General features: G+C 74.1%; 10 protein-coding genes and 1 riboswitch. Of the genes, 1 reads left to right on the plus strand and 9 read right to left on the minus strand.

Going from position 1 to position 12,075, the window contains the following annotated elements:
* The first annotated feature begins 54 nt into the window (after positions 1 to 54).
* Complete coding sequence (locus HNR25_RS06005) at positions 55 to 1,239, plus strand: DUF695 domain-containing protein (protein WP_184633728.1); 1,185 nt, start codon at positions 55 to 57, stop codon at positions 1,237 to 1,239.
* 26 nt (positions 1,240 to 1,265) lie between these two features.
* On the opposite strand, the gene HNR25_RS06010 is transcribed toward HNR25_RS06005, so the two are convergent.
* The 9 genes from HNR25_RS06010 to HNR25_RS06050 all read right to left on the minus strand — a co-directional run bounded on the left by HNR25_RS06010 (position 1,266) and on the right by HNR25_RS06050 (position 11,701).
* A complete protein-coding gene (locus tag HNR25_RS06010) occupies positions 1,266 to 2,441 on the minus strand; it encodes a cysteine desulfurase family protein (protein ID WP_184633729.1) in 1,176 nt (391 codons plus the stop codon).
* Between the two features lie 132 nt (positions 2,442 to 2,573).
* Positions 2,574 to 3,518, minus strand: coding sequence for an electron transfer flavoprotein subunit alpha/FixB family protein (locus HNR25_RS06015; RefSeq protein ID WP_184633730.1), 945 nt, complete (start codon positions 3,516 to 3,518; stop codon positions 2,574 to 2,576).
* A gap of 30 nt (positions 3,519 to 3,548) precedes the next feature.
* Positions 3,549 to 4,328, minus strand: a complete 780-nt coding sequence (locus HNR25_RS06020; protein WP_184633731.1) for an electron transfer flavoprotein subunit beta/FixA family protein — start codon at positions 4,326 to 4,328, stop codon at positions 3,549 to 3,551.
* Between the two features lie 241 nt (positions 4,329 to 4,569).
* The gene (locus tag HNR25_RS06025; RefSeq protein ID WP_246463528.1) at positions 4,570 to 6,594 is read right to left on the minus strand and encodes a serine/threonine-protein kinase; all 2,025 of its coding nucleotides are present in this window, start codon (positions 6,592 to 6,594) and stop codon (positions 4,570 to 4,572) included.
* Positions 6,595 to 6,993: 399 nt separating this feature from the next.
* On the minus strand, positions 6,994 to 7,530 hold the full coding sequence (locus tag HNR25_RS06030) for a YbaK/EbsC family protein (RefSeq protein ID WP_184633732.1): 537 nt from the start codon (positions 7,528 to 7,530) through the stop codon (positions 6,994 to 6,996).
* An 80-nt stretch (positions 7,531 to 7,610) separates the two neighbouring features.
* Positions 7,611 to 8,420: an enoyl-CoA hydratase/isomerase family protein gene (locus HNR25_RS06035; RefSeq protein WP_184633733.1), complete on the minus strand. Its 810-nt coding sequence runs from the start codon at positions 8,418 to 8,420 to the stop codon at positions 7,611 to 7,613.
* A 175-nt stretch (positions 8,421 to 8,595) separates the two neighbouring features.
* Positions 8,596 to 9,441, minus strand: coding sequence for an energy-coupling factor transporter transmembrane component T family protein (locus HNR25_RS06040; protein ID WP_184633734.1), 846 nt, complete (start codon positions 9,439 to 9,441; stop codon positions 8,596 to 8,598).
* Positions 9,438 to 11,111, minus strand: coding sequence for an ABC transporter ATP-binding protein (locus HNR25_RS06045; RefSeq protein WP_184633735.1), 1,674 nt, complete (start codon positions 11,109 to 11,111; stop codon positions 9,438 to 9,440). Before HNR25_RS06045 ends, HNR25_RS06040 begins: the two co-directional genes overlap by 4 nt.
* The gene (locus HNR25_RS06050) at positions 11,108 to 11,701 is read right to left on the minus strand and encodes an ECF transporter S component (protein ID WP_184638888.1); all 594 of its coding nucleotides are present in this window, start codon (positions 11,699 to 11,701) and stop codon (positions 11,108 to 11,110) included. Before HNR25_RS06050 ends, HNR25_RS06045 begins: the two co-directional genes overlap by 4 nt.
* Before the next feature lie 131 nt (positions 11,702 to 11,832).
* Positions 11,833 to 11,939, minus strand: a riboswitch (TPP riboswitch).
* Positions 11,940 to 12,075: the final 136 nt, after the last annotated feature.

Below are 12,075 nucleotides of genomic sequence, written 5' to 3' on the forward strand. Positions count from 1 at the left end.
GGCACACCCGGCTGAGTGGCGCGGCACCCCTCGGGCTCTGCGAAAATCACTGCCATGGCTCTGTTCCGTCGCCGCCGCTCAACGCAGTCCGACTCCGCCGTCGCCGTCGACGGTTTCTGGCATCAGTGGCCCGAGTTCCGGGCGCCCTTGGCCGCTCTCGTCGACAACGGCGTTCCGCTGCCCGAAGACGTCGCCGAGCGGATCGGCGAGGCCGTCCGGCGTATCCACTCCGGCCTTACGTGGGAAGTGGGCCGGGCACCGCAGGAAGGCGGCAGCGGCCTGGGCGACACGGGCGACCTCGACCTGGACGAGGAGAGCGACCCCGGACAGCTGCTGGAGCGCCTGGCGGCGCTGGACGACCCGCTGGCCTCGCTGGAAGGCGGGGGCGACTACGCGCTCACGCTCAGCGCCGGCCCCGACGACCAGGCGCGGGTGCTGACCGAGCGCTGGGCCCGCGCGGCGCCGCAGGAGCCGGGCTGGCGGTTCTTCCCCGCCTTCCCCCGCGACCACGACCGGCTGGGCCGGCCGGTCGAATGGGAAGGCCACGAGCTGGACCTGTCCCACTGCACCGTCGCGATGCGCGTCGACCAGCAGCGCAGCAAGATGGAGATCGGCGTCTACCACCCCGATTTCATGTTCCTGTCCGACGAGGTCCGCAACGGCGTCAGCGACCACGTGGCGATGCTCGCCCTGGGCGAGGACGACTACGTGCGCTGGATCTCCAAGGTCGAGCCGCTGGTGGAGAAGCCGCTGGACCCGCTTCCTCCCGCATCCATGCCCTCGGTCGTGGAGCAGCTCGCGAGCACGATGGGAAGCGGCGGCTGGGTGACCTTGCAGGGCCGGGTACCGCTGCGCGGCATCATCGAGATCGCGGCGCGCCACCCCCTGCACCGGCGCGCCTTTCCCGCGCTGACCCTGTACGTGCACGTCGCACTGCCCTATGCCAACAGCGACAGCGACCGGCTGCCGGCCGAGCCCTCGACCACGGCGCTGGACGAGTTCGCCGCCGGCCTGCGCGCCCTGCTGGGCGACAACGGCGCACTGCTGGCCCAGCAGACCGCGGGCGGACAGCGCCAGTTCTACTTCTACCTCGACCCCGACTCGGGCGTGCTGAGCGACTTCGAGGCCGCGGTACGCGAGTGGAGCGAGGGCCAGCCCACGCTGCAGAGCCGACTGGACCCCGACTGGCAGACCATCGACCAGCTGATGCGCCCGATCCGCCGCCAAATGGGCGGCTGAGCGGGCGCACCGGCGGTGACCGGTGTTCAGGCCGCGCGGCGTTTGCGGCGGGCGGCGCGGGCGCGTTCGACGACGGGCCCGATGGCGTCGGCCAGCGCGTCGACGTCGGCGCGGGTGGATCCGCGGCCCAGCGAGAACCGCAGGGAGCTGCGCGCGGTCTCGGAGTCGGCGCCCATGGCCAGCAGGACGTGGCTCGCCTGGGACACCCCCGCCGAGCACGCCGAACCGGTGGAGCACTCGATGCCGCGGGCGTCCAGCAGCATCAGCAGCGCGTCTCCTTCGCAGCCGGGGAAGGACAGGTGGGCGTTGCCGGGCAGGCGCAGCTCGGGGTGGCCGTTGAGGACGGCGTCGGGGACGCGCTCGCGCACAGCGGCTACCAGGTCGTCGCGCAGCCCGGCGAGCCGGCGGACGTGCTCCTCGCGCTCCTCCGACGCCAGGCGCAGCGCCGTGGCGAAGCCGCGCAGCAGCGGAGTCATCAGCGTGCCCGAGCGCACTTCGCGCTCCTGGCCGCCGCCGTGCAGCACGGGCACCGGGTCGGTACCGCGGGCCAGCAGCAGCGCGCCCACCCCCACGGGACCGCCGATCTTGTGCCCGGTCAGCGTCAGCGCCGAGGCGCCGCTGGCGGAGAAGTCCACGGGTTCGCTGCCCACCGCCTGCACGGCGTCGGTGTGGAACGGCACACCGTATTCCCGGGCCACGTCGGCGAGATCGCCGACGGGCTGCACGGTGCCGACCTCGTTGTTGGCCCACATCACCGAGACCAGTGCGACGTCGGCGGGGTCGCGGGCGATGGCGGCGCTCAGGTCGGCGGGCGAGACGCGGCCGTGGGCGTCGACGGGGAGCTCCTCGCAGACCGCGCCCTGGGACCCGGCCAGCCAGTGCACCGGGTCGAGTACGGCGTGGTGCTCGGCCGCGCCGACGAGGATGCGCCGGCGGACGGGATCGGCGCGGGTGCGCGACCAGAACAGGCCTTTGAGCGCGAGGTTGTCGGATTCGGTTCCGCCCCCGGTGAACACCACCTCGTTGGGGGTGCAGCCGAGCGACTCGGCGATGCTTTCGCGCGCCTCCTCGACGGCGCGGCGGGCGCGGCGGCCGGCCCCGTGCAGGGAGGAGGGGTTTCCGAGGCGCCCGAACTCCTCGGTCATGTCCGCGACCGCTTCGGGCCGGACGGCGGTCGTGGCGGCGTGATCCAGGTACACCATGGCGCTTTCCAGGATACGGCGGCGCTGCGGTCCGCCGTGCCGGGCCCCGGGCTCTCGGGCGCGGAACGGCACGCGTGCGGCCCCGGGCGGGCGCCCGGGGCCGCGTCGCCGGTCCGCCTCGGCGGCGGTCGGCTACTTGCGCTTGTCGACCTCGTCGGTGAGCTGCGGCGCAACCGTGTGCAGGTCGCCGACCACGCCGAAGTCCGACAGCTCGAAGATCGGCGCCTCGGGGTCCTTGTTGACCGCGACGATGTTCTTCGAGGTCTGCATACCGGCCCGGTGCTGGATCGCGCCGGAGATGCCCAGGGCGACGTAGAGGTTGGGGCTGACCGTCTTGCCGGTCTGGCCCACCTGGAACTGGTTGGGGTACCAGCCGGAGTCGACCGCGGCGCGGGATGCGCCGACGGCGGCACCCAGCGAGTCGGCCAAGGCCTCGACGGCCGAGAAGTCGTCGGAGCCGACGCCGCGGCCGCCGGAGACCACGATCGCGGCCTCGGTCAGCTCGGGGCGGGCGCCCTTCTCCTCCACGACGCGCTCGACGACCTTGGCGCCCGTCGCGGCCTCGGACAGCTCGACCGCGGCCTCCTCCAGCTCGGCGGAGCCCGGGGCGGGCTCGGCCGGAACGGAGTTGGGCCGCACGGCCACCACCGGCACACCCGAGCGCACCCGGGAGTGGGTCACGGTGGCGCCGCCGAAGACGCTGTGCTCGGCGACCGCCTCACCGGTGATGTCGACCACGTCGGTGAGCACGCCCGAGCCCAGCTTGGCGGCGGTCCGCCCGGCGATCTCCTTGTTCTCGGGGGTCGCCGAGACGAGCACGGCCGCGGCCGACTTCTCGCCGGCCAGCTTGGCCAGCAGCTCGGCCTTGGGCGCGACCACGTAGTCGTTCAGCTCGGCCGGGGCCGAGTACACCTTCCGGGCGCCGTACTCGGCCAGCTTCTCCGTGCCGGACTCGGCGCCGTCGCCGACCCACACGGCCGCGGGCTCGCCGATGCGGCGAGCGGCGGTCAGCAGCTCGGTGGTGACCTTCTTGACCTCTCCGTCGACCTGGTCGACGAGGACGAGGACCTCAGCCATCTGTCAATCCTTCCTTCGTCTCCGCCGGACCTAAACGAACTTCTTCTCGGCGAGGAACTCCGCGGCCTTGCTGCCGCCGTCGCCCTCGTCCTTGACGACGGTGCCGGCGGCCCGCGGCGGAGCCGGCGCGAAGTCGGAGGTCTCGGTGGCGGCATCGGACAGCCCGACCTGCGCGGCGTCGATACCGGCGTCGGCGATCGACAGCTTCTCCACCGGCTTCTTCTTCGCCTGCATGATCAGCTTGAACGAGGGGTAGCGCGGTTCGTTGATCTTCTCGACGACCGAGACGACCGCGGGCAGCTGCGCATCGACGACGTCGTAGCCGTAGTCGGTGGCGCGCTGGATGCGGATGGCCGAGCCGTCGACGTCGACCTTGCCGGCGAGGGTGAGCTGCGGCAGGCCGAGGTACTCGGCCAGCGCCGCGCCGACCACGCCGGTACGGGCGTCGGTGGATTCCGAACCGAGCACGACGAGGTCGAATTCGACCGTGCCCAGCGCCTTCGACAGCGCGTAGGCGGTCTGCAGCGCGTCGGAGCCGTGCAGCTCGTCGTCGACGAGGTGCACGGCCTTGTCGGCGCCCATGGACAGCGCCTTGCGGATCGAGTCGGTGGCCTGGTCGGGTCCCATCGTCAGGACGGTGACCTCGCCGCCGTGCTTCTCCTTGAGGAGCAGCGCCTCCTCGATGGCGTACTCGTCGAGTTCGTTGATGACGCCGTCCGACGCCGCGCGGTCCAGCGTGTTGTCGTCGGACGAGAGTTTGCGCTCGGTCGCCGTGTCGGGGACCTGCTTGACCAATACGACAATATTCATGGCCGGTGGCCGACCTCCCTGCACTCCCATGCGTCGCCCACTCGGACGGCGCGGACGCCTGGCGCGCCCGTGGCCCCTTGACGGTGCCAGATGCACTGTTGCCATCGGGTGGCGGGCCGCGTTCCCGTCACGCTTCCCGCCTGCGGATATCGCTCTACCACTCCGATGTTACTGGCTAGTAGCCCCTGCGGCGAACGCGCCCCCGGTCCGACCGGACCGGGCTGCCGGCGACGCCGGCGGCTCAGCCGCCGAAGAGCGCCCAGCCGGAGGGCCCGCTGCCCATCAGCCACCACGACGGCGCCGATCCGATGCCGTACGAGAGCACCAGCATCGCCAGCAGGACCGACGCCACGATCACACCCCAGTAGACATAGGGGTTGCGGATCGTGGCGGAGTCGACGGCGGCGCGCGCCTGGCGCACCGCCCCGCGCCCGTTGGGCCCCAGGAAGCTCAGCACCACGACCAGGGTGAAGGCGTAGGAGCCCACGAAGTTGGGGGTGTTGGTGCCGTCGCCGGTCAGCATCGTGATCGCGATGCCGACCACGATCCCCACCAGCAGATAGCCCAACCCGTAGAGCACGTGCGTGCCCAGCGTGCGCACCAGCGCCCAGGGCATGCTCAGCGCGACGACCATCGTGTCGGAGCTGCGCGGCCCCCGGGTCTGCAGCCGCCGGGCGTGCTCCGCCTTGACCGTGTCGAGCGCCCCCAGCAGGCTCGCTGTGAACAGTCCCACGATCAGGCCCAGCGGCGGCACGGCCAAGCAGATGCCGGCGAGGAACACCAGAACCGGGATGAGCACCAGCCACGGCAGCGGGCGGCCCTCGGGCTCGGCGTCGTAATAGCCGCCGTCGTGGTCCCCCTTGCCCTGGGAGTCGAAGTAGTCGTCGAGGCGGTCGCCGCCCGACCCGCGGAACCGGTCGAACAGACCGCCGCCGGATTCCTCGGCCTGGCCCGAGCCCCGCCCGGCGGGCCGCTCGTCGACCGGGGTGAGGATGTCCCGGAAATCCTCGGGCCGCAGCGTGGAGTTGAAGTACCGGGTGGAGGGGCCCGCGCTCTCGTCTGCCTCGTAGCTGCCGAGCATGCCGGTCTGCTGCGGGTCCCGGGCCTCAGGGCTCGCGCTCTGCTCGGCACCGCCGACCCGGGTCCGGTCGGCACCCGACTCCGCCCCGGCCACGTAGGTCTGATCGGCACCGCCGCCGACCCGGGTCCGGTCGGCACCCGGCTCCGCCCCGGCCGCGAAAGTGCGGTCCGCGCCCGAATCGGCGCCGGGGCCGTCGCCGCTCGCGGCCGCAGCGCCCGCCGCGCCCGCGGCCACGGCTCCCGGGGCGCCGCCGGAGGCCGCGCGGTCCTCCCGGCCGGACTCGGCGGTGGGTGCCTGCACCGTGTGGTTGCCGGTCAGTCCGCTGCTGACGTAGGTGGCGACGTCCTCGTCCAGCGGCAGGTCCAGGTTGAGCCGGCTGGTCTGGGCGACGAGGTCGGCGGCCGAGGGGCGCGCGGACATGTCGCGCGAAACCGCGGCCTGGACCAGCGGCTTGAGCCGGTCGGGCATCCCGTCGAGGGCGATCTCGCCGTTGAGGATGCGGAAGAAGATGACCTCGAAGGACCCCGCGCCGTAGGGCGGGTTTCCCGTCGAGGCGAAGGCGACCGTGCCGCCCCAGGCGTGGACGTCGGTGGCCGGGCCGAGGTCGGTGCCCTCGATGACCTCCGGGGACAGGTAGCTGGGAGTGCCGACGAACGTGCCGGTCTGGGTGAGCTTGGCGCCGTCGACGGCGTGGGCGATACCGAAGTCGATGACGATCGGCTCGCCGTTGGAGATGATGACGTTTCCGGGCTTGAGGTCGCGGTGGACGACGTCGGCGGCGTGGATGTCCTCGATCGCGCGCGCCAGGCCCGCCACGTACCGGCTCAGCGCCCGGCCGCGCAGCGGGCCGTGGTCGGTGACGGTGGAGTCGAGCGTGGGGCCGGGGATGTACTCGGTGACCACCCAGGGAAGCTCGGCGTCGGTGTCGGCGTCGATGACTTCGGCGACGTTGGTGCTGTGCACCCGGCGCATGGTCGCGACCTCGCGCGCCAGCCGCGCGCGGGCGATGTGGTCGCCGGCGACCTCGGAGCGCAGCACCTTGATCGCGACGAGCCGGTCCTGCCGGGGGTCGACGGCTTGATACACGACGCCCATCCCGCCCTGGCCGATCCGGCGGCGGATCACGTACGGGCCGACGCGCTCCGGCAGCTCCTCTCCCTCGGGGAAACCTGCCGACATTGCCATTGCGAATTCATCCCCTCAAACCTGGCACACCACGACATCAAGCCTATCCGCTGGGAATGGCCGGACCGGCAGGGCGGGACCCGCCCGGCGGGCCGAACAGCCGCCTTCCCCGCCGCACGACGGTCACGTCCCCCGGCGCCGCGGCGGAAGGCTCCGATCCGCGGGCGGCTCCCCGAAGAAAAGCCGACCGGGCCGGGCCGGCGCGGGAGGACCGCGGCGGCGACGGGGCCGCACAGGTCCCGAACGTCCAAGCGACCACACGAGTATGACGCACGTTTCGCGCGCGTGGTTCCCCTGCGGCGCACCGGCTCCGGCAACCGGCCGGAGCCGGTCGGGTGGCGGGTTCCGGGTGCGGCGATCCGGCGTGCGCCGGCGGACCGCGAACCCGGATCATTCGGCTCAGTCCGTGGGCACCCCCAGGCCCGCGATCGGCTCGGCGCCGGGCAGCTCACCCAGATCGGCGCCGGGCAGCACCAGCTTGGCGGACCGCAGCCCGCTGCCGATCACCACGGGGCCCGCCTCCAGCACCGCCGGGTCGACCAGGACCGGCCAGTCCTCCGGCAGGCCGAGCGGGGTGATCCCGCCGTACTCCATCCCCGTAGCGGCGACCGCCTCGCCCTGGGGCGCGAAGGACGCCTTGCGCGCCCCCAGATGGCGCCGCACGACGCCGTTGACGTCGGCGCGGGCGGTGGCCGGCACCATGCACGCCGCCATACGCACCTGCCCCGCCCGTTTAGCCGCGATCACCACGCAGTTGGCCGAGCTGCCCAGCGGGATGCCGTAGGCGGCGGCGCACTCGGCGGTATCGGCGAAGTCGGGGTCGATGGGCGCCGCCAGCACCCGCTCGGCCGGCTCCCAGCCTTCGAGCCCGGCGGCGACCGGGGCCGCCAGCAGGTCGGGTCGCTCCCGGGCCGGTTCCGTCGTCAATCCCCACATGTGCCTGTCTCTCCTCCTGCGCGTACGTGGCGGGCCCGCCGCGGGGCCGGCGGGTCCCGCGGCGGCGGAGCCGGGAAGGCCTAGCGGCCCGAGAAGCGGGCTTTGCCGGGGCCCTCCTCGACGAAACTGCGCATGCCCGCCTTCTGGTCCTCGGTGGCGAACAGCCCGGCGAAGTGCATCCGCTCGATCTCCAACCCGGTGGCCAGGTCGGTCTCCAGACCGCCGTCGATCGCCTGCTTGGCGGCCCGAAGGGCGAGCGCGGGGCCGCCTGCGTAGCTGGCGGCCATGGCGATCGCCCGGTCGTAGACCTCCGACGGTGCGACGACGGCGTCGACGAGACCGATGGACAGCGCCTCCTCGGCCGCGGCGTGGCGCCCGGTGTAGATCAGATCCTTGGCCCGGGACGGGCCGACCAGCCGCGCGAGGCGCTGGGTGCCGCCCGCGCCGGGGATCACGCCCAGGCGGATCTCGGGCTGGCCGAGCCGGGCGTCCTCGGCGGCCACCCGGAAATCGGCGCACAGCGCCAGCTCGCAGCCGCCGCCGAGCGCGAACCCGGTGATGGCGGCGATGACCGGCTTGGGGATGCCCGCCACAGCTGTCATCGCTTCCTGCAGGCCGCGCGCGTGGTCCGAGATCTCGGCGAAGCCCATCTCCGCCATCTCCGTGACGTCGGCGCCGGCGGCGAAGACCCGTTCCCCGCCGTAGACGACCACCGCCCGCACGTCGTCGTCGGCGCCGACGCGCTCGGCCGCGGCTCTGATCTCCCGCTGCATCCGCGCGTCGAGGGCGTTCATCTTCGGCCGGTCCAACCGGAGCACGGCCACCGCCGGGTGCTCGGCGTCGCGCTCCACCCGCACGGACCCGCCCGTGCCCTCGTCCAGCGTCGTCATAGGCCCCTCTCCCGCCATCGGCTGCCCCGCCGCGGTCCGGCCGGACCGGCTGCGCCGTCCGGCGCCCGCGCCCGGCCGCGCGACGCTCGCCCACCAATACCTACCACTGCCCACCCGGCGGACCGCCACCCCGGCGAGGCCGTCGTCGGCGCGGCCTCCCGGGATCCGGACGGCGTCAGAAGGTGAGGGGAGTCCAGGTGCCGGCGGCGAGGGAGACGGCGTGGGCGGCGGCGACCAGGACGACGGTGCCGGCGACGAGCGCGGTGTCGGTCCCGCGCCAGACGCTCACGCGGGCGTGGCTGCGCGGACCGCCCGCGAATCCCCGGGCGTCCATCGCCATGGCCAGCAGCGTCCCGGTACGGATGGCGCGCACCAGTAGCGCGAAGATCTTGCCTGTGAAGATCGCGACCGCGCGCGCCGGGTTTCCGCCGGCGTCCAGGCCGCGGGCGCGGCGGGCGCGGCCCAGCGTGCGCCACTGCTCCACCAGCAGCGGTACCAGGCGCAGCGCGGCGAGCACCGCGATGGCCGGGCGCTCCGGTACCCGCAGCCGCTGCACGAGGGAGTCGGCCATGTCGGTGGGGTCGCTGGTGATCGCCGCGAGCAGGCTCGGCAGCGCGATCGCCAGCAGCCGCACCGCGGCACCGAGCGCCCCCATCGGCCCCTCTTCCCCGAAGACCAGGTTGACCAAGCCGATCGAGGCGCCCATCAGCAGCAGCGGCACGCTCAGGGTGAGCAGCCGCGCCCGGTCCAGCCCGGCGAAGGCGACCAGCACCAGCCCGGCGGCCAGAACGATCCCGGGGGTCACCGGGTCGACGACGGGTACCAGCCCCGCCACGATGAGCACGGCGGCCAGCAGTTTGCCCGCGGGGTCGGCCCGCGGCAGCCACGCCCGCCGCGCGGGCCGGGTCGCGCCGGTGGCGGCGGCACCGGCGGCACCGGCGGCACCGGCGGCACCGGCGGCACCCGGACGGTCGGGCCCGGGTACGGGCTGCGCACCCCGGCGGGTCCCGGCGGCGCTCATCGGGTCCCCCTCTGCCCGCGGTGACGGTCGTTCCCCTCGGCGTCTGCGGGGCCGCCACCCGCGTCGCCGCCCGGAGCACCGTCGGCGACCGCCTCCGCGCCCGCGTCGGTGCGGGCCTCCGGCGCACGGGTGCAACCGCCGATCAGAGGTATCTCGACATCGGCGAAGCGGTCCAGCAACACGGCGTCGTGGGTGGCGGCGACGACGGCGCGGCCCTCGGCCCGCAGGTCCGACAGCAGCTCCACCAGCTCCTGCCAGGTGCGCATGTCCTGGCCGAACGTCGGCTCGTCCAGCAGCAGCGCATCGGGGGCGTGGGAGGCGCCTGAGCTCAGCGCCGTCGCCACCGAGAGCCGCCGCTTCTCCCCGCCCGACAGGGTGAAAGGGTGCACGTCGGCGAGGTCGGCCAGCCGCAACCGCTCCAGGAGTTCGCCGACCCGGCTGCGGATCTCGCGCGGCCCCATCCCGGCCCGGCGCGGTGCGAATGCGAGCTCGTCGCGGACGCTGCCGGTGACGAACTGGTCCTCGGCGTGCTGGAACACGGTGCCGACATGGCGCGCCAACCGGCGGGCCGGCCACGCCGCCAACGGGCGCGTGCTGACCTCGGCCAGGCGGCCGTGCGGCGCGACGGTTCCGGACTCGGGCGCGTCCAGCCCGGCGAGCAGGCCCAGCAGCGTCGACTTGCCCGCACCGTTGGGCCCGGTCAGGGCGGTCGCGGTACCCGAGCGCACCACGGCGTCGGCCCCGTGCAGCACCCGGCCGCCCGCGGAATCCAGCAGCCCGATCCCGCCGGGTGCCCGGGCCGTGCAGCCGGCGGCCTCGATCACGGCCGGACCCGGAACACCCGGCCGCACCCGCGGGCACGGCTCGCGGCCCGGCACCCATACGCCCCGCTCGGCCAGACGGCGGCCGTGGTCGGCGAAAACCGCACCGGGCGCACCGTCGGCGACCACCCCTCCCCCGGGTTCGACCACCACGACCCGGTCGACCAGCTCGGCCACCGCGTCCTCGGCTTCACCCGCGCTCGCGGCGTCGCCGACGACCTCGGCCACGCGGTGCTCGACGAGGACCATGGTGGCTTCGCTCCTGCGCAGCAGCCTCTCCAGCACACGCCGGACGCGGGCGGCGCCGGCGCGGTCGAGGTTGGCGGTGGGTTCGTCGAGCAGCAGCAGGCGCGGGCGCATCGCCAGCGCCCCCGCCAGTACCAGCCGCTGCTTCTCCCCACCCGACAGCGCCGCTGTCGGCCGTTCGGGCCCGTAACCGAAGCCGACCTCGTCCAGAGCGCCGCGCACGCGCTCCCGGATCTGCGCGCGCTCCAGTCCGAGGTTCTCCGGGCCGAAGGCGACGTCGTCGCCGGAGCGGGCCATGACGAGCTGGGTATCGGGGTCTTGGCTGACCAGGGACAGGGACCCGCGCGTCGCCTCGGCGGGGCCGCCGTCGACGCGCAGCCGCCCCTCCTCGTCGCCGGAGACGGCGCCGGAGGGGCCGGTCAGCCCGGCCATGGCGTGCAGCAGCGTGCTCTTTCCCGCCCCGGAGGCGCCGAGCAGCAGGACCCGCTCGCCCGGCTCGACGGCGAGGTCGACGCCGCGCAGCGACCATCCGCTGCGGCCGGAGTGGCGCCAGCCCCAGCCGGCCAGCTCGACCCGCGCCCCGCCGGTGCCGGCGGTGCTCATCCGCGTGCCGAGGGGAACGCCGAGAGCGCACCGGCGCGGGCCAGGGCCGAAGTCAGCAGCCGGGCGCCCGCGCCGGCGACGACAGCGGCGCTGACCACGACGAGGACCCCGAAGGTGAGCTGGAAGGACAGCGGCCAGGTGGGGTAATACCGGACGTTGTCCCATACGGCGGGGGCGATACCGGCGGCCGCTCCGGCCAGGACCGAGACCGCCGCGCCCCAGCGGCGGTAGCGTCCGGCGGCGAAGACCAGCTCGGGCAGCAGGCCTTGGACGAACCCGGCCAGGACGGCCTCCACGCCCCAGGGGGTGCCCAGCATCATGGACACGAACGCCGCAGCGGTGGAGGTCAGTACGGCGGCGCCGGGTTTGCGGACGACGAGTGCACCCAGGACTCCGGGCAGCAGCCACACGCCGTAGATGAGGGCTTGGGCGGGCGGGAAGAAGGCGAACAGCGGGGCGGACACCTGCCACAGCAGGTTCCACGCCCAGAAGACGACGCCGAAGGCCACACCCAGTACCGCGGGCACGACGATGTCCACGGTGCGGTAGCGCGCGGGTCCGCCGGCGGCCGCGGTCGACGCGGCGCTCATGTCGTGGATCGGCCGCTTCTGTTCACTCACAGGACGTCCCTTCGCAGTCGGCGCGAGGGAGACCAGGCCAAGAGCGCCGGCCCGGCTCCGCGTGCCCCGCGTCGAACGGGATACACGGCCGCGCCGAACCGGCGGACGGGTTCACGACTCCCTGCGCTGGCATTACCCAGATCAGGTGTGTGAGGGTCTGCGGTCGCGGCCGCACTCTCAGCGCCTCAGCGCTCCCCTGTCGGTTTCGCCTCCATTATGGGGACCGGTGCATGCCGGGGGTCAAGGCGGGCCGGGCCCGCGCAGCCCGCACGGCCGCCGGACCCGCCGGACCCGCCGCTGCCGCCGCCGGTTCCCGCGTCGATCTTGTAGCTACGGTGAGTGAA

Source organism: Streptomonospora salina, assembly GCF_014204715.1.
GTDB lineage: Bacteria > Actinomycetota > Actinomycetes > Streptosporangiales > Streptosporangiaceae > Streptomonospora > Streptomonospora salina.

Coding starts and splice junctions, on each gene's coding strand:
- HNR25_RS06030 (WP_184633732.1), bottom strand. CDS start 7,530: ATGTGGGGATTGACGACGGAACCGGCCCGGGAGCGACCCGACCTGCTG.
- HNR25_RS06050 (WP_184638888.1), bottom strand. CDS start 11,701: ATGAGCGCCGCGTCGACCGCGGCCGCCGGCGGACCCGCGCGCTACCGC.
- HNR25_RS06010 (WP_184633729.1), bottom strand. CDS start 2,441: ATGGTGTACCTGGATCACGCCGCCACGACCGCCGTCCGGCCCGAAGCG.
- HNR25_RS06040 (WP_184633734.1), bottom strand. CDS start 9,441: ATGAGCGCCGCCGGGACCCGCCGGGGTGCGCAGCCCGTACCCGGGCCC.
- HNR25_RS06025 (WP_246463528.1), bottom strand. CDS start 6,594: ATGGCAATGTCGGCAGGTTTCCCCGAGGGAGAGGAGCTGCCGGAGCGC.
- HNR25_RS06005 (WP_184633728.1), top strand. CDS start 55: ATGGCTCTGTTCCGTCGCCGCCGCTCAACGCAGTCCGACTCCGCCGTC.
- HNR25_RS06035 (WP_184633733.1), bottom strand. CDS start 8,420: ATGACGACGCTGGACGAGGGCACGGGCGGGTCCGTGCGGGTGGAGCGC.
- HNR25_RS06045 (WP_184633735.1), bottom strand. CDS start 11,111: ATGAGCACCGCCGGCACCGGCGGGGCGCGGGTCGAGCTGGCCGGCTGG.
- HNR25_RS06015 (WP_184633730.1), bottom strand. CDS start 3,518: ATGGCTGAGGTCCTCGTCCTCGTCGACCAGGTCGACGGAGAGGTCAAG.
- HNR25_RS06020 (WP_184633731.1), bottom strand. CDS start 4,328: ATGAATATTGTCGTATTGGTCAAGCAGGTCCCCGACACGGCGACCGAG.